The organism is Paraburkholderia fungorum, assembly GCF_900099835.1.
Taxonomy (GTDB): domain Bacteria; phylum Pseudomonadota; class Gammaproteobacteria; order Burkholderiales; family Burkholderiaceae; genus Paraburkholderia; species Paraburkholderia fungorum_A.
This window is the reverse complement of sequence record NZ_FNKP01000001.1, coordinates 209,974-233,518: the sequence shown is the minus strand read 5'-3', so window position 1 is coordinate 233,518 and position 23,545 is coordinate 209,974. Positions and strand designations below refer to the sequence as shown.

At 61.2% G+C, this 23,545-nt stretch carries 17 protein-coding genes; 15 read left to right on the top strand and 2 right to left on the bottom strand.

From position 1 onward, the window contains the following. The first annotated feature begins 427 nt into the window (after positions 1-427). The 10 genes from BLS41_RS01060 to BLS41_RS01015 all read left to right on the top strand — a co-directional run bounded on the left by BLS41_RS01060 (position 428) and on the right by BLS41_RS01015 (position 10,183). On the top strand, positions 428-973 hold the full coding sequence (locus tag BLS41_RS01060) for an ATP synthase subunit I (protein WP_074762542.1): 546 nt from the start codon (positions 428-430) through the stop codon (positions 971-973). A 173-nt stretch (positions 974-1,146) separates the two neighbouring features. Beyond that, the gene (gene atpB / locus BLS41_RS01055; RefSeq protein WP_074762541.1) at positions 1,147-1,998 is read left to right on the top strand and encodes a F0F1 ATP synthase subunit A; all 852 of its coding nucleotides are present in this window, start codon (positions 1,147-1,149) and stop codon (positions 1,996-1,998) included. A gap of 81 nt (positions 1,999-2,079) precedes the next feature. Continuing rightward, positions 2,080-2,349 (top strand): F0F1 ATP synthase subunit C, encoded by a 270-nt coding sequence (atpE, locus tag BLS41_RS01050; RefSeq protein ID WP_007180033.1) that lies wholly within the window; start codon positions 2,080-2,082, stop codon positions 2,347-2,349. Between the two features lie 139 nt (positions 2,350-2,488). Then, positions 2,489-2,959, top strand: a complete 471-nt coding sequence (locus tag BLS41_RS01045; protein WP_074762540.1) for a F0F1 ATP synthase subunit B — start codon at positions 2,489-2,491, stop codon at positions 2,957-2,959. Positions 2,960-2,961: 2 nt separating this feature from the next. After that, a complete protein-coding gene (locus BLS41_RS01040; RefSeq protein WP_074762539.1) occupies positions 2,962-3,501 on the top strand; it encodes a F0F1 ATP synthase subunit delta in 540 nt (179 codons plus the stop codon). Positions 3,502-3,559: 58 nt separating this feature from the next. Next, complete coding sequence (gene atpA, locus BLS41_RS01035) at positions 3,560-5,101, top strand: F0F1 ATP synthase subunit alpha (RefSeq protein WP_074762538.1); 1,542 nt, start codon at positions 3,560-3,562, stop codon at positions 5,099-5,101. Positions 5,102-5,239: 138 nt separating this feature from the next. Continuing rightward, on the top strand, positions 5,240-6,124 hold the full coding sequence (gene atpG, locus BLS41_RS01030) for a F0F1 ATP synthase subunit gamma (RefSeq protein WP_074762537.1): 885 nt from the start codon (positions 5,240-5,242) through the stop codon (positions 6,122-6,124). 116 nt (positions 6,125-6,240) lie between these two features. Further along, positions 6,241-7,635 carry a F0F1 ATP synthase subunit beta gene (gene atpD / locus BLS41_RS01025; RefSeq protein ID WP_074762536.1) on the top strand — a complete coding sequence of 465 codons (1,395 nt, stop codon included), beginning with the start codon at positions 6,241-6,243 and terminating at the stop codon, positions 7,633-7,635. A gap of 161 nt (positions 7,636-7,796) precedes the next feature. Continuing rightward, complete coding sequence (locus BLS41_RS01020) at positions 7,797-8,222, top strand: F0F1 ATP synthase subunit epsilon (RefSeq protein ID WP_012434800.1); 426 nt, start codon at positions 7,797-7,799, stop codon at positions 8,220-8,222. A gap of 230 nt (positions 8,223-8,452) precedes the next feature. Further along, the gene (locus tag BLS41_RS01015; protein WP_074762535.1) at positions 8,453-10,183 is read left to right on the top strand and encodes an AMP-binding protein; all 1,731 of its coding nucleotides are present in this window, start codon (positions 8,453-8,455) and stop codon (positions 10,181-10,183) included. A gap of 896 nt (positions 10,184-11,079) precedes the next feature. On the opposite strand, the gene BLS41_RS01010 is transcribed toward BLS41_RS01015, so the two are convergent. Beyond that, complete coding sequence (locus BLS41_RS01010; RefSeq protein ID WP_074762534.1) at positions 11,080-11,874, bottom strand: transporter substrate-binding domain-containing protein; 795 nt, start codon at positions 11,872-11,874, stop codon at positions 11,080-11,082. A 229-nt stretch (positions 11,875-12,103) separates the two neighbouring features. On the opposite strand from BLS41_RS01010, the gene hemE reads away from it, so the two are divergent. The 3 genes from hemE (at position 12,104) to BLS41_RS00995 (ending at position 17,518) form a co-directional block, all read left to right on the top strand. Continuing rightward, positions 12,104-13,204 (top strand): uroporphyrinogen decarboxylase, encoded by a 1,101-nt coding sequence (gene hemE, locus BLS41_RS01005; protein WP_074762533.1) that lies wholly within the window; start codon positions 12,104-12,106, stop codon positions 13,202-13,204. A 475-nt stretch (positions 13,205-13,679) separates the two neighbouring features. Further along, positions 13,680-15,929 carry a primosomal protein N' gene (locus BLS41_RS01000; protein ID WP_074762532.1) on the top strand — a complete coding sequence of 750 codons (2,250 nt, stop codon included), beginning with the start codon at positions 13,680-13,682 and terminating at the stop codon, positions 15,927-15,929. A gap of 170 nt (positions 15,930-16,099) precedes the next feature. Further along, positions 16,100-17,518, top strand: coding sequence for a YeiH family protein (locus BLS41_RS00995; RefSeq protein WP_074762531.1), 1,419 nt, complete (start codon positions 16,100-16,102; stop codon positions 17,516-17,518). Positions 17,519-17,881: 363 nt separating this feature from the next. Here the strand turns inward: BLS41_RS00995 and BLS41_RS38865 are convergent, their stop codons facing one another. After that, entirely contained in the window at positions 17,882-18,040 is a 159-nt protein-coding gene (locus tag BLS41_RS38865; protein ID WP_171910179.1) for a hypothetical protein, read from the bottom strand. Positions 18,041-18,350: 310 nt separating this feature from the next. Here BLS41_RS38865 and putA point away from each other — a divergent pair, with 310 nt between their 5' ends. After that, a complete protein-coding gene (putA, locus tag BLS41_RS00985) occupies positions 18,351-22,289 on the top strand; it encodes a trifunctional transcriptional regulator/proline dehydrogenase/L-glutamate gamma-semialdehyde dehydrogenase (protein WP_074762529.1) in 3,939 nt (1,312 codons plus the stop codon). Between the two features lie 91 nt (positions 22,290-22,380). Next, positions 22,381-23,529, top strand: a complete 1,149-nt coding sequence (locus tag BLS41_RS00980) for a branched-chain amino acid ABC transporter substrate-binding protein (RefSeq protein WP_074762528.1) — start codon at positions 22,381-22,383, stop codon at positions 23,527-23,529. Positions 23,530-23,545 lie beyond the last annotated feature (16 nt).

Sequence of the window (23,545 nt, the reverse complement as noted above, 5' to 3'; positions counted from 1 at the left end):
TCTTCTCATTGGTTGGATTCCTAATTAAATTAAGCGTGATGATTTTCGAAGAGGGCAGGGCGATTCCAATTTCAAACGCGTCTTACCTGTAGATGCATCGCCTGTCCAACCCTAAGCGCATAAATTGACGTTTGTTGCATTTACGAGACGTCCGATTTAGCGCTTTCGCGACGGTTCGCCGCACATCTGCGAACCCATTTTGTGCATCATGTTTTGCCATTGCCTTGCCGCCTTACATTTGACGTGTTTTCGCTCAAAAAAACGGCGTTGCCGCATTGTGGAGGCGCGTTTCACGCAGGTTATTGAACGGGCTAAAGTCTTGAATTGCCTGCAACTATCGCTTACAATCGCCCGGATTTAATTGCACGGCAACCCCGTAAGCGCAGCGTAAGCTCGCGGGCTGGAACAAGACTTTCGGAACACTGCGATGGCGGTCAAAACGTCGAATCAAGCGCCGAAGAATGGGCACGACGGACACCGCGATGAACGCACCGCTTCCGATCTGCCCTCCGGTCAGCAAGCTGCATCTGGCGATGAGTGGGATGTCGCGCAAGAAGATAACAATATCGTTCCGCTCACGCGGGCCGAAGCTGAAAAGCTGTTTGGTCCTAACGTGAGTCGTCCATCGCGCGTTACGCCTTTCAAGGTCGTGGCAGCGCAAATGGTTTTGTCCCTGGGTGCTACGCTGTTGTGGTGGCTGTTCTATAAGCCGCCGGGCGCTGCTGCGCTGTCCGCGTTCCTGGGGGGCGCAATTTGCTGGATACCAGGCGCACTGTTTGCGGCGCGCCTTAGAACGCTGAGCGGCGCCAAAACAGTGATGAGCTGGATGATCGGCGAAGCGCTCAAGATGGGGACAACGATCGCGATGTTTGTAGCCATCGCCTTCTGGTATCACGACGTATGCTGGGTGCCGCTGCTCGTGACCTACCTCATCGCGCTCAAGACATACTGGATCGCCTTGGCCTGGCGCTAGGTTAGCCTCCAGGTAGCAGCAACAAAGTAGCAGCAAAAAATTCAGGCTGGCGCGCAGCGCCGGCAACAGGTGTGCGGATGAGACACGATCCGCACCCGGCGTGTTCCCGCAATACAGCATTGCTGCGGGTACGGCCTAAGACGATTTTCGACAATTTGGGTGGCTTTAACGATATGGCAGCTAGCGAAGGCACGCGCGCAATGGATCCGTCCGAGTACATCGCGCACCACTTGCAGAACTTTTCCACCGCGCATCAGACGTCGATTTTCGACATCCACGTGTGGAATCTGGACACCCTTTTCTGGTCGATCGTTTGCGGTCTGGCCACGATCTTCATCCTGCATCTCGCTGCGCGTAAGGCAACGTCGGGCGTACCCGGCCGTTTCCAGTGCGCAATCGAAATGCTGGTCGAAATGGTCGAGGATCAATCGAAGTCGATGATCCACGGCTCGCGCACTTTCATCGCGCCGCTGGCCCTGACCGTTTTCGTCTGGGTCGCGCTGATGAACTCGCTCGACTTTATCCCTGTCGACCTGCCGGGCCACGTGATTGGCTGGCTGGGTCTGTCCGAAACCATCCCGCACCACCGCATCGTTCCGACTGCCGACCTTAACGGCACGCTCGGTATCGCTCTCGGCGTGTTCGTGCTGATGATTTACTACAACTTCAAGATCAAGGGCGCCGGCGGCTTCGTGCATGAACTGCTGTCCGCTCCGTTCGGCGCGCATCCGCTGCTGTGGATCCCGAACCTTGCACTGAACATCATCGAGTTCGTCGCGAAGACGGTCTCGCTCGGCATGCGGCTGTTCGGCAACATGTACGCGGGCGAACTGTTGTTCCTGCTGATTGCCCTGCTCGGCAGCATCTGGAGCTTCGGCGCGGACACGACGGTGCTTGGCTTCATCGGCCACGTGATCGCCGGCAGCGTGTGGTCAATCTTCCACATCCTGATCGTTCTGCTGCAGGCCTTCATTTTCATGATGCTGACGCTGGTGTACATCGGCCAGGCACACGACACGCACTAAACTGCGCCGTCAAAAGAATCGCTTTAGTTTTTAAATCCCAGTTCCAACCAGTTCTAAAAGACTTTTCACAAAGGAGTGATCATGCAAGCTTTCATCGCCAACATCCAGGGTCTGACCGCCATCGGTATCGGCATCATCATCGGCCTGGGTGCTATCGGCGCCTGTATCGGTATCGGCCTGATGGGCGGCAAGTACATCGAAGCATGTGCACGTCAGCCTGAACTGATGAACCCGCTGCAAACCAAGATGTTCCTGCTGGCTGGTCTGATCGACGCGGCGTTCCTGATTGGCGTTGGTGTGGCAATGCTGTTTGCGTTCGCGAACCCGCTGCTGTCGAAGCTGGCAGGCTGAGGTTCCTCGGAAGTTTGCGCCTGAGCTATAACTGGTAAAGGCGCAGGGCGGAACGGGCACTTAGGCGCTGATCGAATACAGAATCGATGAGCGCCTTGCCGTTTCACTTTTCCGAACTAGCAACGTTTAAGGAAACACCGTGAATCTCAACGCAACCCTGTTTGCGCAAATGGTCGTGTTCCTGATCCTCGCGTGGTTCACGATGAAGTTCGTGTGGCCGCCGTTGATCAATGCCCTCGACGAGCGCTCGAAGAAGATTGCTGACGGTTTGTCGGCTGCTGAAAAGGGCAAGCAAGAACTCGCCGCTGCTCACAAGCTCGTCGACCAGGAACTCGCTCAGGCACGCAACGACGGTCAGCAACGTATTGCTGACGCGGAAAAGCGCGCTGTGGCAGTCGCTGACGAAATCAAGGCTCAAGCGCAAGCTGAAGCCGCTCGCATCATCGCGCAAGCGAAGGCCGACGCGGACCAGCAAGTCGTGAAGGCGCGCGAAACGCTGCGCGGCGAAGTCGCTGCACTCGCGGTCAAGGGCGCTGAACAGATCCTGAAGCGCGAAGTCGACCAGGCAGCTCACGCTGACCTGCTGAATCAACTGAAAGCCGAGCTCTGATCATGGCCGAACTTGCAACCATCGCCCGTCCGTACGCAGAAGCGCTGTTTGGCGTGGCCGAAGCTGGTGACATCGCCGCCTGGTCCACGCTCGTGCAGGAGCTGGCACAGGTTGCGCGTCTGCCCGAAGTGCTGTCGATCGCCTCGAGCCCGAAAGTAAGCCGCGCCCAGGTCAGCGAACTGCTGCTGGCCGCGGTCAAGTCGCCGCTCAAGGACAACGCGCAAGCGAAGAATCTGGTGCAAATGCTGGTCGATAACCATCGCCTGCAACTGCTGCCGGAAATCGCTGTGCAGTTCGAAGAGTTGAAGAACGCCCGCGAAGGGGCGGCCGATGTGCTGATCGTCAGCGCATTCCCGCTCGAAGGCGCGCAGTTGAACGAACTCGTCGCAAGTCTCGAACGCAAGTTCCAACGCAAGCTGAAGCCGACGGTCGAAGTCGACTCGTCGTTGATCGGCGGCGTTCGCGTGACGGTGGGCGACGAAGTGCTCGATACCTCGGTCCGCGCGCGGCTTGCCAGCATGCAAACGGCTCTGACGGCCTGAAGCGCGACACGCGCTGAAGCGGCTGGCACGCAACAGAATTGACTATCAGGAGCGAATAATGCAACTCAATCCCTCTGAGATCAGCGAGCTGATCAAGAGCCGGATCCAGGGCCTCGAAGCGAACGCAGACGTTCGCAACCAGGGCACCGTGATCTCCGTGACCGACGGTATCGTGCGTATTCACGGCCTGTCGGAAGTGATGCAGGGCGAAATGCTCGAATTCCCGGGCAACACCTTCGGTCTCGCACTGAACCTCGAGCGCGACTCGGTCGGCGCCGTGATTCTGGGTGAATACGAACACATTTCGGAAGGCGACATCGTCAAGACGACGGGTCGTATTCTCGAAGTGCCGGTGGGCCCGGAACTGCTCGGCCGTGTGGTCGATGCACTCGGTAACCCGATCGACGGCAAGGGCCCGATCAACGCAAAGAAGACCGACGCAATCGAAAAGATTGCGCCGGGCGTGATCTGGCGTAAGTCGGTTTCGGAGCCGGTTCAAACCGGTCTGAAATCGATCGACGCGATGGTGCCGGTTGGCCGTGGCCAGCGCGAGCTGATCATCGGCGACCGCCAGTGCGGCAAGACGGCAGTCGCAGTCGACGCGATCATCAACCAGAAGGGCAAGAACCTCTTCTGTATCTACGTCGCGATCGGCCAGAAGGCTTCGTCGATCATGAACGTGGTCCGCAAGCTGGAAGAAACCGGCGCGCTGGAATACACGATCGTCGTGGCCGCTTCGGCTTCGGAATCGGCAGCGATGCAATACCTCGCACCGTACGCCGGTTGCTCGATGGGCGAATACTTCCGCGACCGCGGTCAAGACGCGCTGATCGTTTATGACGATTTGACCAAGCAGGCTTGGGCATACCGTCAGATCTCGCTGCTGCTGCGCCGTCCGCCGGGCCGCGAAGCTTACCCGGGCGACGTGTTCTATCTGCACTCGCGTTTGCTCGAGCGTGCTGCTCGCGTCTCGGAAGAGTACGTCGAGAAGTTCACGAACGGCGAAGTGAAGGGCAAGAGCGGTTCGCTGACGGCACTGCCGGTCATCGAAACGCAAGCAGGCGACGTGACCGCATTCGTTCCGACGAACGTGATCTCGATTACCGACGGCCAGATCTTCCTGGAAACCGACCTTTTCAACGCAGGTATCCGCCCGGCAATTAACGCCGGTGTGTCGGTGTCGCGCGTTGGCGGTGCGGCTCAAACGAAGGTTGTGAAGAAGCTGTCGGGCGGTATCCGTACCGACCTCGCGCAGTATCGTGAGCTGGCAGCATTCGCGCAGTTCGCATCGGACCTCGACGAAGCAACCCGCAAGCAGCTGGAGCGCGGTCGTCGCGTGACGGAACTGCTGAAGCAGCCGCAGTATCAGCCGCTGCAAGTGTGGGAACTGGGTGTTTCGCTGTTCGCCGCGAACAACGGTTACCTCGACGATCTGGAAGTTTCGCAAGTTCTGCCGTTCGAAAAGGGCCTGCGCGAACATCTGAAGGCGAGCCACGCTGACCTGGTCAAGCGCATCGAAGATACCAAGGAACTCTCGAAGGACGACGAAGGCCTGCTGCATACGGCCGTCAAAGACTTCAAGAAGTCCGGCGCTTATTGATTTGCGAGTGATCCGCAAGGCATAAAAGACCTTGAAGCGGCGCGGGCCGCGGGCAACTGAACCCGCGCTGCTTAGATCGCTTTGCATGGGGCCCAAGTAAGCGTTAAAGCGCTAATTTGGGTCGACAAGGAGCAAGCAATGGCTGGAATGAAGGAAATTCGCGGCAAGATCAAGAGCGTGCAAAACACGCGCAAGATCACGAAAGCGATGGAGATGGTGGCCGCATCGAAGATGCGCCGCGCTCAGGAGCGCATGCGCGCTGCTCGCCCGTATGCCGACAAGGTCCGCGATATCGCTGCACACATGAGCCGTGCGAACCCGGAGTATCGTCACCCGTTCATGGTGTCGAACGACGGCGCGAAGACGGCTGGTTTCATCCTCGTGACGACTGATAAAGGTCTGTGCGGCGGCATGAACACCAACGTGCTGCGTGCGTCGCTGCAGAAGTTCAAGGAACTGGAAGGCCAGGGCAAGACGGTCGAAGCAACTGCGATCGGCAGCAAGGGTCTGGGTTTCCTGAACCGTCTGCGCGCCAAGGTGTCGTCGAACGTCGTGCATCTGGGCGATACGCCGCATCTGGAAAAGCTGATCGGCGCGGTGAAGGTGCAGCTCGACCTGTACTCGGAAGGCAAGATTTCGGCTGTGTACCTGGCGTACACGCGCTTCGTCAATACGATGAAGCAGGAGCCGGTGATCGAGCAACTGCTGCCGCTGTCGGCAGAACAGTTCGAGCGCACGGAAGAAGACGGCACGACGCCGAGCACGCAGTGGGACTACATCTACGAGCCGGATGCGCAGGCAGTGGTGGACGAACTGCTGGTGCGTTATGTCGAAGCGCTGGTCTATCAGGCCGTCGCGGAAAACATGGCATCGGAACAGTCGGCTCGGATGGTCGCGATGAAGGCCGCTTCGGACAACGCGAAGACGGTCATCAACGAATTGCAGCTCGTGTATAACAAGAGCCGTCAGGCCGCGATCACGAAAGAACTGTCGGAAATCGTCGGTGGCGCGGCGGCAGTCTGACCTTGATGGTCAGGCAAGCTGCTTCGTGTGCGCCCTTTGCGGCGCGCCCACCTTGGCGGCCCCATCGAAATTGCGCCTTTGCGCGAGTGAAGAATTGAGTATCTAAAGGAAAAGCGATGAGTACTACTGCTTTGGTAGAAGGCAAGATCGTACAGTGCATCGGCGCGGTGATCGACGTGGAATTCCCGCGTTCGGACATGCCGAAGATTTACGACGCGCTCATTCTCGAAGGTTCGGAACTGACCCTCGAAGTCCAGCAACAGCTGGGCGACGGCGTTGTCCGTACCATCTGTCTGGGTGCTTCGGACGGCCTGCGTCGCGGCACGGTCGTGAAGAACACGGGTAACCCGATCAGCGTGCCGGTCGGCAAGCCGACTCTGGGCCGGATCATGGACGTGCTGGGTCGCCCGATCGACGAAGCCGGCCCGATCAACTCGGACGTGGTTCGCGGTATTCACCAGAAGGCTCCGGCGTTCGACGAACTGTCGCCGTCGACGGAACTGCTCGAAACCGGCATCAAGGTTATCGACCTGATCTGCCCGTTCGCTAAGGGCGGCAAGGTTGGCCTGTTCGGTGGCGCCGGCGTGGGCAAGACCGTGAACATGATGGAACTGATCAACAACATCGCTAAGGAACACGGTGGTTACTCCGTGTTCGCCGGTGTTGGCGAGCGTACCCGCGAAGGGAACGACTTCTATCACGAAATGAAGGACTCGAACGTTCTCGACAAGGTCGCGTTGGTGTACGGCCAGATGAACGAGCCGCCGGGCAACCGTCTGCGCGTCGCGCTGACCGGTCTGACGATGGCTGAGCACTTCCGTGACGAAGGCCTCGACGTTCTGTTCTTCGTCGACAACATCTACCGTTTCACGCTGGCAGGCACGGAAGTGTCGGCACTGCTCGGCCGTATGCCGTCGGCAGTGGGCTATCAGCCGACGCTGGCTGAAGAAATGGGCAAGCTGCAAGAGCGTATTACGTCGACCAAGACCGGCTCGATCACGTCGGTTCAGGCCGTGTACGTCCCTGCGGATGACTTGACCGACCCGTCGCCGGCTACGACTTTCGGCCACCTTGACGCAACCGTCGTGTTGTCGCGTGACATCGCTTCGCTGGGTATCTACCCGGCAGTCGACCCGCTCGATTCGACCTCGCGTCAGATCGACCCGAACGTGATTGGCGAAGAGCACTACTCGATCACGCGCGGCGTGCAGCAAACGCTGCAGCGCTACAAGGAATTGCGCGACATTATCGCAATTCTGGGTATGGACGAACTGGCGCCGGAAGACAAGCTCGCCGTTGCGCGCGCTCGTAAGATCCAGCGTTTCCTGTCGCAGCCGTTCCACGTCGCTGAAGTGTTCACGGGCTCGCCGGGCAAGTACGTGCCGCTGAAGGAAACGATCCGTGGCTTCAAGATGATCGTTGGCGGTGAGTGCGATCATCTGCCGGAACAAGCGTTCTACATGGTCGGCACGATCGACGAAGCCTTCGAAAAGGCCAAGAAGATCCAGTAAAGGTCGGGTTTAACGAAGCGGGGCGCGGGACTCCGCGCTGATCGGATGCCATTACAGCATTCAGTCGCACATCCGGCGCCTCTTACTACGCCCAACCCAGCCTTGCATGGGACGAGGGTTAGCGCTCAAGCGCTGACTTTCGTTCACAGGAGTCGACACTTATGGCAACCATTAAAGTAGACGTCGTCAGCGCGGAAGAGCAGATCTTCTCGGGCCAGGCGAAGTTCGTCGCGCTGCCGGGCGAAGCAGGTGAACTCGGCATTCTGCCGGGCCACACGCCGCTCATCACGCGGATCCGTCCGGGTGCGGTGCGCATCGAAGCTGAAAACGGCGAAGAAGAGTTTGTGTTCGTCGCTGGCGGCATCCTCGAAATCCAGCCGGGCGCTGTGACGGTTCTCGCCGACACCGCGATTCGTGGCAAGGATCTCGACGAAGCCAAAGCTGAAGATGCACGCAAGCGTGCGGAAGAAGCGCTGCAAAACACGGGTTCGAACCTCGAATACGCAACCGCGCAAGCGGAATTGGCGTACGCGACGGCTCAGCTCGCTGCGATCCAGCGTCTGCGCAAGCTGCGTGGTCAGAACTAGGCAATACGTTTCAGAGAAAGAGCAGCCTTCGTGGCTGCTTTTTTTTGATCTAAGGTTGACGTTTACGGAAAGGTCAGCCCAATCGACGACTGGGATGAAGGGCCTGCGCGGCGTAGCGTCGACGCGATGCGCTGCGGGTAAGACTTGATGCCGAACCGACGCGGGCCGGTGGCACAATCGATTTCAAATTCATTTCAATAGAGCGAGCTTCCGCTCACGGAGACAACACCATGGCAACGCAAATGTCAGGCGAAGGTGGACTCATTGAACCGAAAGACGGCCTCTCGTATGTCCGCGGGTCGACTGAAATTCCGCTGAGCGAAGCAACTGTCGCGCAGTTTCTGCGTGATACCGCCGAGCGCTTTCCTGACCGGCCGGCCGTGGTATTTCGCGAGCAGCGCATTCGCTGGACGTGGAAAGAATTTGCCAATGAGGTGGACGTGCTGGCGTCCGGGCTTCTCGCGCTCGGTATCGCAAAGGGCGATCGCGTCGGAATCTGGTCGCCGAATCGGGTGGAGTGGTTGCTGACTCAGTTCGCGACTGCGCGAATCGGGGCCGTACTCGTCAACATCAATCCGGCTTACCGGTTGGCTGAGCTTGAATACGCGTTGAACAAGGTCGCCTGCAAGGCGATTATCGCGGCCGAGCGTTTCAAGACCTCGATGTATCTCGAGATGCTGCAGGAACTCGCTCCCGAACTGGCTACCCAGATGCCCGGCGACCTCCATGCCGCGAGATTGCCCGAGTTGCGCTATGTAATCCGCATGTGCGACACGGAAACACCCGGCATGTTGAGTTTTTCCGACGTGATTGAGCAGGGACGGGCCACGCTCGATATGTCCAAACTCGACGCGATCGGCTCCACGTTGTCGTGCCACGAGCCGATCAATATCCAGTTCACCAGCGGCACCACGGGTAACCCGAAGGGCGCGACGCTGACCCACAGCAACGTGGTCAACAACGCGCGTTACATCGCGATGGCCATGCGGCTGACCGAACAGGATGGCCTGTGCATCCCCGTCCCGCTGTATCACTGTTTCGGGATGGTCCTGGCGGTGCTGGCGAGCGTATCGGTCGGCGCGAACATGGTGTTTCCGGGGGAGGGATTCGACCCGGCGGCGACGCTGGCGGCGGTTGCCGAGGAAAAATGCACTGCGTTGCATGGCGTGCCGACCATGTTCATCGCGGAACTTGACCATCCAGATTTCGCCGGCTACGACTTCTCACGTTTGCGCACCGGCATCATGGCCGGCTCGCCTTGCCCGATCGAAACGATGAAGAAAGTCGTCTCGAAGATGCATTTGAGCGAAATCACCATCGCGTACGGGATGACGGAAACCAGCCCGGTGTCGTTCCAGAGTTCGACCACCGACCCGCTCGACAAGCGCACGACGACCGTTGGACGAATCCAGCCGCACCTGGAAGTGAAGATCGTCGACCCGCTCGGCGAGATTGTGCCGGTCGGCGAGACGGGCGAACTGTGCACGCGTGGCTATTCGGTGATGCAGGGTTATTGGGGCGACGACGCGAAGACGCGCGAAAGCATTACCGATGGCTGGATGCACACCGGCGATCTCGCGACGCTCGATGCTGAAGGGTATTGCAACATTGTCGGCCGACTGAAGGACATGCTGATTCGCGGCGGGGAGAACATTTATCCGCGTGAAATTGAGGAGTTTCTGTTTCGCCATCCGAAGATTCAGAGCGTGCAGGTGTTCGGCGTGCCCGACACGAAGTACGGCGAGGAAGTCTGCGCGTGGGTCGTGCTGCGCTCAGGCGAGCAGGCGACAGCCGACGAGATCCAGCAATTTTGCCAAGGCCAGATCGCGCACTACAAGGTGCCGAAGTACATCCGTTTCGTCGACGAGTTGCCGATGACCGTGACGGGCAAAGTGCAGAAATTCATCATGCGCGAAAGGATGATTAGCGAGTTAAAGCTAAAGGAAGATAAGACCGCCTGATTGAACGCGAGGCAACGCGCAAGCGAAGAAATCGGCGCGCAATCCTGCGAATGGACACAGTCAAAAGTGTGGGAAATATGCCGGGGAGCTTGCTCGACATTCGCGCGTACAAGCCCTAAAGACTGCTTGCGGACCCCTCAGAAAAGACCTACTTCGCAACGCGCAAACGTTTGACCAGACGAAAAAAAAGCGGGCCTGGAGCCCGCTAAAAACCACACGCTACGGGGTTAGCGCGAGGAGACCAAAGTTGGAACCAACTGAGACGACGACCCTACGTCGACTACGGCCCCAGCAGGGATGCCCCTTCACAGGGCTTCGGCATACGCCGACCGGCAAGTGCATCGTATCCGCTCACACCACGCACCCAGCCACATCCGTGTTGAAACCGTTGAGGCATTGTGGGCGAATTAATCTGTGAACGCGGTAACAAAGTGTTTCAGGTTGTAACGCCCGCCAGATAAGGCGCTCCGGGACTTATTGCCAAAATTTTACGTTTCAAACGTAACTTTTACCGATGACTGCGCCGCAATTTCATACGCGTGATTGATGCTATTCGCGGTGCATATCGCGGCGTAATTCGTTCAGTCGATTCCGCATGAAATGGTTGCATGTACATCGTTTTTTGGGATGAAGCCCCGCGTTACACACATTTTTACGGCCTCCAAAAAATCTTCGCCTAAAGCAGAAACCGGTGCTGCGCGGCAACATTTGCCTAACCGATCATCGCGTGCGAAAAAGGGAGTGAACGGAGGGGCGATATTTCTTTGGCACGATTTTGCATTCGTCTGATATCGGGGCGTCCGGTTACATGATTTTGGCGCACGAGTAAATTCTTCCGGGCGTGGAAACCACCCGCAACTTTCGAAAAGCATAGCGACGGGTGGTTTCGCCTCCCGCTATTTGAGCCACTTATCCGAGATCGCCTGATACTCGCCAGTTGCCCGTGCCAGATGCAGCCATTGGTCGACGTATTGCTGGAATGCAACGTCGCCACGCGGCAGCAGCCACGCCTTCTCCCCGTACTGGAACGGCTTGTCCGGGTGCACCGAACACAGGCCCGGATTCAATTTTTGCTGCAACAGGGTTTCCGACGCATCCGTCACCATGACGTCCGCCTTGCCCGCGAGGATCTGTTTGAAGATCGTCACGTTGTCCGGGTACACCGTCAGGGTCGCGTGCGGGAAATATTGCCTTGCGAACCGCTCATTAGTGCCGCCTGGATTAACGATCACGCGGGTGGCGGGTTGGTCGATCTGCGCCACCGTCTGGTATTTGTTCACGTCGTCGCATCGAACAATCGGCGTTTTGCCGTCGATCATGTAAGCCTGCGTGAAGAACGCGCGCTTCTGCCGTTCCAGCGTGGGCGATACGCCGCCCACGCCAATGTCGCACTTCGCGACGAAATCGTTCATCAGATTCGACCACGACGTTTTCACGTATTCGACCTTGACGCCAAGCGATTTCGCCAGCGACTCGGTCATGTCGATGTCGATGCCTTCGAATTGACCATCCGCCTTATAGAACGAGTACGGTTTGTAGTCGCCGGTGGTGCAGGCTCGCAGCGTGCCGCGAGAGATGATTTCGTCGAGCCGTGAAGGCGCAGCGGCGGCGGTAGTTTGCGCGCTGGCCACGCCTGCGTGCATCAAAATGCCGGCAAGCGCGCCGAGCAATGCGAGGGCTGTTCTGTTCATCGAGTCTCCGTGCGGGTTTGTAATTGTCTGGTAAGGCTGAAGGATCATAGCCCGGCATTTCCCGCTTGAATATCGGCCATTCAGCCAGGTGTCGTTAGGGCGGATCAGCAGGGCAAAATCGCTCGAAAGCCTGATGCATGCCCTTCGCGCAACAGTTATTGACCGCATCAGGCGCAATGCCGGGAGCCGGGTCCGGTAAAATGCCCCTTTGCCCTGAGTCGTACGCAACGTGGCCCATAAACTCCTGAACGACACTTTCCTGCGCGCGCTGCTGCGCCAGCCGACCGACTACACGCCGATCTGGCTGATGCGCCAGGCTGGCCGCTATCTGCCGGAATACAACGCCACGCGAGGTCGCGCGGGCAGCTTCATGGGCCTGGCGAAGAACCCTGCGTTCGCAACGGAAGTCACGTTGCAACCGCTCGAACGGTATCCGCTCGACGCCGCGATTCTGTTCTCCGACATCCTGACCGTTCCCGATGCAATGGGTCTCGGCCTGGAGTTCGTCACGGGTGAAGGGCCGAAATTTGCGCGCCCGGTGCGTACCGAAGACGACGTTGCGCGTCTCGCCGTGCCCGACATCGACGCCACGCTGCGTTACGTCACCGACGCTGTGCGCGAAATTCGCACTGCGCTCACCGACGCGCAGGGCCGTCAGCGGGTGCCGCTAATCGGCTTCTCCGGCAGCCCTTGGACTTTGGCGTGCTACATGGTCGAAGGCGGCGGCTCGCCGGACCACCGCACCGTCAAGTCGATGCTTTACGCGCGTCCCGACCTGATGCATCGCATTCTCGAAATCAACGCGCGTTCGGTCGCGGCGTATCTGAACGCGCAGATCGAAGCCGGCGCGCAAGCCGTGATGATTTTCGACACCTGGGGTGGGGCGCTCGCAGACGGCATCTATCAACGCTTTTCGCTGCACTACATCCAGCAGGTGGTCAGCCAGTTGAAGCGCGAACACGACGGCGAAAAAGTGCCCGTGATCACCTTCACGAAGGGCGGCGGCTTGTGGCTGGACGAGATTGCTGACATCGGCGTCGATGCCGTCGGCCTCGACTGGACGGTGAATCTGCGCAATGCGCGGGAGCGCGTGGGCAGCAAGGTCGCGCTCCAGGGCAATATCGATCCGTCGGTGCTGTTTGCGCCGCCGGCCGCGATCCGCATGGAAGCGCGCGCGGTGCTCGACAGCTTCGGCAATCATCCGGGCCACGTTTTCAATCTCGGTCACGGTATTTCGCAGTTCACGCCGCCAGAAAATGTCGCCGAACTTGTCGATGAAGTGCATCGCCACAGTCGCGCGATTCGTAGCGGTGCGCATGCACCAGCCTGATGCCGTAATCGTTACCACTTTTGCTGCGTTGCAGCGAGGTGGGCTCTCCGCCTAAGGGGAAATTTGTGCTCAAGAGGCCGTCAGATGGCGGTCTCGCGGTTGTCAAGACTTGACTTATGCACATTCCCCACGCTGCGGCGCGGTAGAAGCTTTCGTCGTGTCCTGACCCTTGCACAGTGGGGGCGCATTTGATCTAAGCCTTGTCTGGCAAGGGTTTCAGGGCGGTGGGGCGAAATGTGCGGAATCCCACAGAAGGCCGCCACGGCGCGGTTTCCGGCTCTTCTGACCGAAGTTCTCAACAAAGTTATCCACAGGCTGGCGGACGTTTGCAATTGTTCAGCGGAATCCAAAACTTAGCGCCGAAATTGAAGTGTTACTTTAACTTCGTCCGGGTCGCCGCCTATTCAATGTGCATATTTGCGTCAGAGTCGCAGCGGCATCTCGCCGCGTTCGCCCAATTTCCCATAACGACAGCGTGAGCGAAGCCTTTGTCCGTGTCGCGCTAGACCATCCGCTGCCGACCCTGTTCGACTACCGGTGCGACACGCCTGAACTTGCCGCGCCCGGCATGCTGGTCAGCGTGCCGTTCGGCAAACGGCATGTGGTCGGGCTCGTGTGCGAAGTGACCACTCACAGTGACGTGCCGCCGGACCGTCTGCGGTCGGTGAGCAGCGTCTGTACGGCGTGTCCGCCGGTGTCGATGGAATGGTTGAAGTTGACCGCATTCGCCGCGGACTATTACCAGCGTGGTCTTGGAGAAGTAGCGCTGCCCGCGTTGCCTCAAGCCTTGCGCGACGCTTCGCGCTGGTCGCGTCTGTTCGCGCCGGAAGAGCGTTACAGCCTGACGCCGGAAGGCCGCTCGGCCTTGCCTGATGCATTACCAGCCCGTGCAAGTGCGCTGAAAAAGCTCGCGCAGGCGTTGGCCGAATCGGAATTCCTGCTTGCCGCCGACGCCCGCGCGCTCCATCCCAAAGCGCTGGCGAGCCTCGCCGCGTGGCAGGACGAAGGTTGGGTCGCGCTGGAGGTGATCGAAGCTGCGGCTGTCGGCGGCTTGCCCTCCAGCCAGAACTCAGCGGAAGCGCCCGCGCTCCCTACGCTCACCGGCGAGCAGGCCGCTGCCGTCGAAGCAATTCGCGACGCCGACGGCTTCGCGCCATTTCTGCTGCACGGGGTGACAGGCAGCGGCAAGACCGAAGTCTATCTGCGCGCGCTCGCCGAGATTCTGGCGAAGAAGCCGGACGCGCAGGCGCTCGTCCTCGTGCCCGAAATCAATCTGACGCCGCAGTTCGAAGCGGCTTTCCGCGCGCGCTTCGCCGCGCTGGACGCCACGGCGATCGTCACGCTGCACAGCGGTCTCGCGGAGGGCGAGCGCGCCCGCAACTGGTTTGCCGCGCATACCGGCCGCGCCCGCATCGTTCTGGGTACGCGGCTCGCGGTGCTGGCCTCGTTGCCGAAGCTCGCGGTGATCGTCGTCGATGAAGAGCACGATCCGGCGTACAAGCAGCAGGAAGGCCTGCGCTATTCGGCGCGCGATCTGGCGATCTATCGCGCCAAGCAACTGGCGCTGCCGGTGGTGCTCGGCTCGGCGACGCCGTCGCTGGAAAGCTGGTGGCAGGCCGACCAGGGGCGCTACAAGCGGCTCACGCTGTCGCGCCGCGCCGTCGCCGACGCCGTGCTGCCGACGGTGAGGCTGATCGATCTCGAAGAGGAGCGAAGGCGCGGGCGGGCGTCCGTGGAGGGCTTGTCGGGGCCACTGATTGCCGCGCTGAAGTTGCGGCTGGAGCGCGGCGAGCAAAGCCTCATCTTCCTGAACCGTCGTGGCTACGCGCCGCAACTCGCGTGCGATTCCTGTGGCTGGGTCGCCGGATGTCCGCGCTGTACGGCTTATGTCGTTCTGCATAAGCCCGAGCGTGCGTTGCGCTGCCACCATTGCGGCTGGGAAGCGCGTATTCCGCGATCCTGCCCGGAGTGCGGCAACGTCGACATCGCGCCGATGGGGCGCGGCACGCAACGCGTCGAAGAAACGCTGGCGAGCGCGGTGCCGGGCGCCCGCGTGCTGCGTATCGACGCCGACAGCACGCGTCGCAAAGGCAGTGCTCAAGCGCTGTTTTCCGATGTCCATGCCGGCGAAGTCGATATCCTCGTTGGTACACAAATGATCGCGAAGGGGCACGACTTCCAGCGCGTGTCGCTGGTCGGCGTGCTGAACGCCGATACCGCGCTGTTCTCCCACGACTTCCGCGCCAGTGAGCGTCTCTTCGCGCAATTGATGCAGGTAAGCGGCCGCGCGGGCCGCTCCGGCCTGCCGGGCGAAGTGCTGGTGCAAACGCGTTATCCGCGACACGCGCTTTATCACGCGCTCGGTCGGCAGGATTACGTCGGCTTTGCTAATTCCACGCTGGCCGAGCGGCGCGATGCGCACCTGCCGCCGTTCGTCTACCAGGCGTTGTTGCGGGCCGAGGGGCGCACGCTCGAAGCCGCGCTTGCGTTCCTGCAGCAAGCCGCCGCCGAGCTGACCAGCATTCCGGCCGCCGAGCGCGTCACCGTCTATGACGCCGTGCCGCTGACCATCGTCAAGGTGATGCACGTGCATCGCGCGCAACTGCTGATCGAGAGCGCGTCGCGGGCCGCGTTGCAGGCCACGCTGCGTGCCTGGCAGCCACTGCTGCGCGGCGTCAAGGGCGTGCTGCGGTGGAATCTCGAAGTCGATCCGCTCGACATCTGACGCCGCCCGTTAGCCTTCGTCAGCCTTACTCCTTCCAGTCATATTCATAGAGCGAATGGTCGTTTCGCTTTAGCGCGCTGCTCGCCTATATTTCGCCGAATCGGCGCATATTTCAGGCAAAAATCCAACAATCCCGCGCCGATGCACCTTAACTTCCTCGGGGCATTGCGATGAGCGATACCAATCAAACCCTGCCGACGGGCGCCGCGCCCAGGAACCGGCAGACCGCGCACGGCGGCGGACTTTTTTCGACTGAAGACTGGTGGGCCGTGTGGGTCGGCCTGCTGGTGATTGTGGTCGCGTGGGCGCTGTTCGCGTCGGGTAGCAGCATCAAGTGGCTCTCGGTTGCGCCGGCCAAATGGACGAGCGTCGGCCAGGCCGCGCAGGATCTCGGCAGGCATCTGCCGAACTACATTGCGCTGTTCGTTGTGTTCGCGCTGCTGTTCGGCGTGAGCCTCGCGGCGCTCAAGCAGCGGGTTGGCGCATTCCTCGCGTCGTTCGCGATTCTGTTCGTGGCGTCGGCGTTGATCTTTACGGTCGGCGCATGGGTCAACGCGTCGAAGTACAACCTGGAGCCGCCGCTGGTGGCGCTCGCGCTCGGCTTGCTGGTGTCGAACGTTCTCACGTTGCCCGAATGGTTTTCGGCGGGCTTGCGGGTGGAGTTTTATATCAAGGTCGGCATCGTGCTGCTCGGCGCGACGCTGCCGTTCACGTTACTCGTGTGGGCGGGTCCGGTGGCGGTCGTGCAGGCGAGCATCGTGTCGCTCGTGACCTTCTTCGTGATTTTCTTCGCCGCCAAGGCATTCGGACTCGATCGACGTTTTGCTGCCGTGCTTGGCGTCGGTGGCGCGGTGTGCGGGGTGTCGGCGGCGATTGCGATTGCGGGCGCGGTGCGCGCAAAACGTGAGCAGGCATCGGTCGCGATCACGCTGGTCGTGCTGTGGGCCATCGTGATGATCTTCGTGCTGCCGTTCGCGTCGCGCTCGCTGGGACTTTCGACGGCGGTGGCGGGCGCATGGATCGGCACGTCCGAATTCGCGGACGCCGCCGGCATCGCCGCCGCGCAAGCCTATGGCGACTTCGCGAAGCACGCGAGCGGCGCCATCGCCGGCTCGCCGGAAGCATCGTTGCAAGCGTTCACGCTGATGAAAGTGGTCGGCCGCGATATCTGGATTGGCATCTGGGCCTTCGTGCTGGCGATCGTCGCGACGACGCGCTGGGAGTCGCAGGATGGCGGCGTCAAATCCAAAGCAAATGCGGGCGAAATCTGGGCGCGCTTTCCGAAATTCGTAATCGGCTTCGTGATTGCGTCGGCCTTGGTGACGTGGATCGCGAGCCACTATTCGCTGGCCGACTACCGCAAGGTCGTCACGCCCGAATTCGTTGCGCCGATTACCGCGCTGCGTACGTGGGCGTTCACTTTCTGCTTCCTGAGCATCGGCCTGACCACGCGTTTGCGCTCGCTCACGGCGACCGGGCTCAAGCCGTTCCTCGCGTTCACAGCTGGTGTGGTGGTCAATATCGCCATCGGCTACGCGCTGTCCGCGCACGTGTTCGCATCGTATTGGAATAGCTTGGGGCAGGGCTGATGACAACGGGACGTTCAGTCCGCGTCGCCGTCACTGCGGACGCACGCGAACAGGCGTGCGCGCCGCAGTGCGCAAGCTGCCGGTATCGCGCCGACGATCGGCATTCACTGGAGCAAAGCATTCCGGGCCTCACAGTATTCAGTTCGGGATTCGGCGCGAGCGTCGCGCATAGCCGGCTGTGTCGTCTGCACGACCAGCTCGTCTCGCCCGACGACTCCTGCGCGCAGTTTTCGCCAACACCTTCCGTTTCGCACTGACGTGCGCGGTCCGCTGCGCCGCCGGGTCGAACCCGGTGGCGCATGCCTGCTGCACGCATCGTTCGGTGATGAGTCAGCGCCGCCATGTCGGGCGCGGGCTAACCCATCAATCGTTCAGCGCTGCCCGTCGCTCGCCCGCCGACGCACGCACGTTTCCGCCGACGGCCGCACGCTTGTCCGACCGGGCCGTCGCGCCACGGATAAACAGCACGGCACACGCCGCGCACATCGCCCAGATGCCCGCTACTACCAGCCACTTTTCCATTTCTTCTGTCCTCAAAAACCCCGTATCGTTTTTTTGCGTGCCGTGAGGCCGCGTACCGCTATGGCTCTATAACGGCGCGTCGGACGGTTTGATAAGGGTGAAATGCAAAAAGAATCAGGCCAGGGAAAACACTGATCGCAACCGGCGTCGCCGGGCGCGAAGCCATCGGCCGAAAAGCCATGTTGGGTAAGGCTTCCAGCAGGGTGCAACCACGTCAGAGAGTCGGTTGCACCTTTTTATTGAGAAGCGTACGATTCGCCCAACTTTTAGTCTTTCGCCAGGCATCTGTCTGGTCTCCGAAGAAGGAAACATGGCTAGCACCACCCTCGGCGTCAAGGTCGACGACCTCCTGCGCACCCGGCTGAAAGATGCCGCGACCCGTCTCGAACGCACTCCGCACTGGCTCATCAAGCAGGCGATCTTTGCGTACCTCGAAAAGATCGAGCACGGCCAATTGCCTCCTGAACTGTCGGGTGCGACGGGTTCGGCCGATCTGGCCGACGGCGCCGCAGTCGAAAACGAAGAAGACGGCGCGTCGCATCCGTTTCTCGATTTCGCGCAGAACGTGCAACCGCAGTCGGTACTGCGCGCGGCGATCACGGCGGCTTATCGCCGGCCGGAGCCGGAGTGCGTGCCGTTCCTGCTGGGTCAGGCGCGTTTGCCCGCGAACCTCGCCGGCGATGTTCAGGCACTGGCCGGCAAGCTGGTCGAAACGCTGCGCGGCAAGAGCAAGGGCGGCGGTGTCGAAGGGCTGATCCACGAATTCTCGCTGTCGAGCCAGGAAGGCGTCGCGCTGATGTGCCTCGCCGAAGCGCTGCTGCGCATTCCCGACCGCGCGACGCGCGACGCGCTGATCCGCGACAAGATCAGCAAGGGCGACTGGAAATCGCACATGGGCCAGGCGCCGTCGATGTTCGTCAACGCCGCGACCTGGGGCCTGATGATCACCGGCAAGCTGATTACGACCAACAGCGAAACGAGCCTGTCGTCGGCGCTCACGCGCATGATCGGCAAGGGCGGCGAGCCGCTGATCCGCAAGGGCGTGGACATGGCGATGCGCCTGATGGGCGAGCAGTTCGTCACCGGCGAGAACATTTCCGAAGCGCTGGCCAACAGCCGCAAATACGAAGCGCGCGGTTTCCGCTACTCGTACGACATGCTCGGCGAAGCGGCGACGACCGAAGCCGACGCGCAGCGCTACTACGCATCGTACGAGCAGGCGATTCACGCGATCGGCAAGGCTGCCGGCGGCCGTGGCATCTACGAAGGCCCGGGTATATCGATCAAGCTCTCCGCACTGCACGCCCGCTACTCGCGCTCGCAGCAGGAACGCACGATGAGCGAACTGCTGCCGCGCGTGCGCTCGCTGGCGATCCTTGCGCGCCGTTACGACATCGGCCTGAACATCGACGCCGAAGAAGCCGACCGCCTCGAAATCTCGCTCGATCTGCTCGAAGCGCTGTGCTTCGACCCGGAACTGGCGGGCTGGAACGGCATCGGTTTCGTCGTGCAGGCGTATCAGAAGCGTTGCCCGTTCGTGATCGAGTACATCATCGATCTCGCGCGCCGCAGCCGTCACCGGATCATGGTTCGACTCGTGAAGGGTGCGTACTGGGACACCGAAATCAAGCGCGCGCAGGTGGACGGCCTCGAAGGCTATCCGGTCTACACGCGCAAGATCTATACGGATGTGTCGTACCTCGCGTGCGCGAAGAAGCTGCTCGGCGCGCCGGACGCGGTTTATCCGCAGTTCGCCACGCACAACGCGCACACGCTGTCGGCGATCTATCACCTCGCGGGCAACAACTACTACCCCGGCCAGTACGAGTTCCAGTGCCTGCACGGCATGGGCGAACCGCTGTACGAGGAAGTCACGGGCCCGCTGTCGGCCGGAAAGCTGAACCGTCCGTGCCGCGTTTACGCGCCGGTCGGCACGCACGAAACGCTGCTCGCGTATCTCGTGCGCCGTCTGCTGGAAAACGGCGCGAACACGTCGTTCGTGAACCGTATCGCCGATGAAAACGTCGCGATCAAGGACCTGATCGCCGATCCGGTCGACGAAGCGTCGAAGATCGTCCCGCTCGGCGCGCCGCACGCGAAGATTCCGCTGCCGCGCAATCTGTTCGGCAGCGAGCGTCTCAATTCGATGGGGCTGGATCTGTCGAACGAGCATCGGCTGGCGTCGCTGTCGTCGGCGTTGCTGGCTAGCGCGCATCATCCGTGGCGCGCGGCGCCGATGCTCGAAGACAACGAAATCGCGGTCGGCAATGCGCGCGACGTTCGCAATCCCGCCGATCATCGCGACCTCGTCGGCACGGTGGTCGAAGCGACCGCGGAACATGTGAGCGCCGCGCTCGCGCATGCGGTCGCCGCCGCGCCGATCTGGCAGGCAACGCCGGTCGACGCGCGCGCCGATTGCCTCGCGCGTGCCGCCGATCTGCTCGAAGCGCAAATGCACACGCTGATGGGCCTGGTGGTGCGCGAAGCCGGCAAGTCGCTGGCGAACGCGGTCGCGGAAATCCGCGAAGCAATCGACTTCCTGCGCTACTACTCGACGCAAATCCGCGAAGAGTTTTCGAACGACACGCATCGTCCGCTGGGTCCGGTGGTGTGTATCAGCCCGTGGAATTTCCCGCTGGCGATTTTCATGGGCCAGGTGGCCGCCGCGCTAGCAGCCGGCAACACGGTGCTCGCGAAACCCGCTGAACAGACGCCGCTGATCGCCGCGCAAGCCGTGCGCATTCTGCGCGAAGCCGGCGTGCCGGCAGGCGCGGTGCAACTGCTGCCGGGCGACGGCGAAACGGTCGGCGCGGCACTGGTGGCCGATGCGCGCACCCGCGCCGTGATGTTCACTGGCTCGACCGAAGTCGCGCGTCTGATCAACAAGACGCTGTCGAACCGGCTCGACCCGGACGGCAAGCCGATTCCGCTGATCGCGGAAACCGGCGGCCAGAACGCGATGATCGTCGATTCGTCGGCGCTCGCCGAGCAGGTGGTCGCGGACGTGCTGCAATCGTCTTTCGACTCTGCCGGTCAACGGTGTTCCGCGCTGCGCGTTCTTTGTCTACAGGACGATGTGGCGGACCGCACGCTTGAAATGCTGACCGGCGCGATGCGCGAGCTGGCGGTGGGCAATCCGGACCGTCTGTCGATCGACGTCGGCCCGGTGATCGACCTCGACGCGAAACGCGGCATCGACGCACACGTCGCGGCGATGCGCGACAAGGGCCGCAAGGTCGAGCAACTGCCGATGCCGGAAGGTTGCGCACAGGGCACCTTCGTGCCGCCGACGCTGATCGAACTCGACAGCATCGACGAACTGAAGCGTGAAGTGTTCGGCCCGGTGCTACACGTGGTGCGCTATCGCCGCAGCCAGCTCGACAAGCTGCTCGAACAGATCCGCTCGACGGGTTACGGGTTGACGCTCGGCATCCATACGCGGATCGACGAAACGATCGCGCACGTGATCAGCCGCGCGCACGTCGGCAATATTTATGTGAACCGCAACGTGATCGGCGCGGTGGTGGGTGTGCAGCCGTTCGGCGGCGAAGGTCTGTCGGGCACGGGTCCGAAGGCGGGTGGCGCGCTGTATCTGCAACGTCTGCTGGCGACGCGTCCGGCTGGTTTGCCGAAATCGCTGGCTCAGACGCTGGTCGCGGAACCCCCGCGCTCGACCGAAAACGGCGACAATCCGACCGCCGCGCTCACCACGCTGCGCGACTGGCTGATCTCCGAACGTCAGCCCGAGCTGGCTGCACGTTGCGACGGTTATCTGGCGCATGTGCCGGCGGGCGCGACGGCGGTGTTGTCCGGGCCGACCGGCGAGCGCAACACCTATACGCTCGGTGCACGCGGCGCGGTGCTGTGTATTGCGTCGACGGCGAGCGGCGCGCGCGTGCAGTTCGCGGCCGCGCTGGCTACGGGAAACCGTGCGCTGTTCGAAGGCGCGGCCGGTGAACAATTGGTGGCGCAGTTGCCCGCGTCGCTGAAGTCGCATGCCAGCGTGAAGAAGAGCGCCGACACGCCATTCGACGCAGTGCTGTTCGAGGGCGATAGCGACGAACTGCTCGCGCTGGTGAAGGAAATCGCGAAGCGTTCGGGACCGATCGTGTCGGTGCAGGGCGTCGCGGCGCGCGCGCTGGAAAGCGGCGATGAAGACTACGCACTCGAGCGTCTGCTGACGGAACGCTCGGTCAGCGTGAATACGGCAGCGGCCGGCGGTAATGCGAATTTGATGACGATCGGTTGAGCGAACCTCTCTGATCACTCAATTAAAACGGAAGCGGTACGGCGACCCCGATCCCGCTCCACACTCACCTGGTACCAAGGAGAAGCAAGCGATGCAACACAAGATGACAAAGCTGGCAGGCGCGGCGCTGGTTGCTGCGATGTCGGTTGCGGGGACGGCACAGGCTCAATCGACCGAAGACGTGAAGGTGGGTTTCGCCGGACCGATGACGGGCGCGCAGGCTCACTACGGCAAGGACTTCCAGAACGGCATCACGCTGGCTGTGGAAGACATGAACGCGACCAATCCGGTGATCGGCGGCAAGAAGGTTCACTTCGTGCTGGATGCAGCCGACGACCAGGCTGACCCGCGCACCGGTACGACCGTCGCGCAGAAGCTGGTGGACGACGGCATCAAGGGCATGCTCGGCCACTTCAACTCGGGCACCACGATCCCGGCTTCGCGCATCTACGCGAACGCGGGCATTCCGCAGATCGCCATGGCGACCGCACCGGAATACACGCAGCAAGGCTTCAAGACCACGTTCCGCATGATGACGTCCGACACGCAGCAAGGTTCGGTCGCGGGCACGTTCGCGGTGAAGACGCTGGGCATGAAGAAGATCGTGATCGTCGACGACCGCACGGCCTACGGCCAGGGTCTGGCCGATCAGTTCGAGAAAGCGGCGAAGGCGGCGGGCGGCACGATCGTCGATCGTGAATACACGAACGACAAGGCTGTGGACTTCAAGTCGATCCTGACGAAGCTGAAGTCGAACAACCCGGACCTGATCTATTACGGCGGCGCAGATTCGCAAGCGGCGCCGATGGTCAAGCAGATGAAGCAACTGGGCATCAAGGCTCCGTTGATGGGCGGCGAAATGGTTCACACGCCGACCTTCATCAAGCTCGCGGGCGACGCGGCGAACGGCACGGTGGCATCGCTGGCGGGTCTGCCGCTGGAAGAAATGCCGGGCGGCAAGGACTACGTCGCGAAGTACAAGAAGCGTTTCAACGAGGACGTGCAAACATACTCGCCGTACGCGTACGACGGCGCAATGGCCATGTTCACCGCAATGAAGACCGCGAACTCGACCGATCCGGCGAAGTATCTGCCGGTGCTGGCGAAGACGTCGATGCCGGCTGTCACGTCGTCGAACCTCGCGTATGACGCGCACGGCGATCTGAAGAACGGCGGCATCACGCTGTACAAGGTTGTCGACGGCAAGTGGACGACGCTGCAAAGCGTCGGCGGCAAGTAAGCGCTTTTCGCTGCTG

What these genes read in the sequence shown, in the direction of transcription:
- BLS41_RS01060 (WP_074762542.1), top strand. Translation starts at nt 428, where the DNA reads ATGGCGGTCAAAACGTCGAATCAAGCGCCGAAGAATGGGCACGACGGA.
- atpB (WP_074762541.1), top strand. Translation starts at nt 1,147, where the DNA reads ATGGCAGCTAGCGAAGGCACGCGCGCAATGGATCCGTCCGAGTACATC.
- atpE (WP_007180033.1), top strand. Translation starts at nt 2,080, where the DNA reads ATGCAAGCTTTCATCGCCAACATCCAGGGTCTGACCGCCATCGGTATC.
- BLS41_RS01040 (WP_074762539.1), top strand. Translation starts at nt 2,962, where the DNA reads ATGGCCGAACTTGCAACCATCGCCCGTCCGTACGCAGAAGCGCTGTTT.
- atpA (WP_074762538.1), top strand. Translation starts at nt 3,560, where the DNA reads ATGCAACTCAATCCCTCTGAGATCAGCGAGCTGATCAAGAGCCGGATC.
- atpG (WP_074762537.1), top strand. Translation starts at nt 5,240, where the DNA reads ATGGCTGGAATGAAGGAAATTCGCGGCAAGATCAAGAGCGTGCAAAAC.
- atpD (WP_074762536.1), top strand. Translation starts at nt 6,241, where the DNA reads ATGAGTACTACTGCTTTGGTAGAAGGCAAGATCGTACAGTGCATCGGC.
- BLS41_RS01020 (WP_012434800.1), top strand. Translation starts at nt 7,797, where the DNA reads ATGGCAACCATTAAAGTAGACGTCGTCAGCGCGGAAGAGCAGATCTTC.
- BLS41_RS01015 (WP_074762535.1), top strand. Translation starts at nt 8,453, where the DNA reads ATGGCAACGCAAATGTCAGGCGAAGGTGGACTCATTGAACCGAAAGAC.
- BLS41_RS01010 (WP_074762534.1), bottom strand. Translation starts at nt 11,874, where the DNA reads ATGAACAGAACAGCCCTCGCATTGCTCGGCGCGCTTGCCGGCATTTTG.
- BLS41_RS00995 (WP_074762531.1), top strand. Translation starts at nt 16,100, where the DNA reads ATGAGCGATACCAATCAAACCCTGCCGACGGGCGCCGCGCCCAGGAAC.
- BLS41_RS38865 (WP_171910179.1), bottom strand. Translation starts at nt 18,040, where the DNA reads ATGGAAAAGTGGCTGGTAGTAGCGGGCATCTGGGCGATGTGCGCGGCG.
- putA (WP_074762529.1), top strand. Translation starts at nt 18,351, where the DNA reads ATGGCTAGCACCACCCTCGGCGTCAAGGTCGACGACCTCCTGCGCACC.
- BLS41_RS00980 (WP_074762528.1), top strand. Translation starts at nt 22,381, where the DNA reads ATGCAACACAAGATGACAAAGCTGGCAGGCGCGGCGCTGGTTGCTGCG.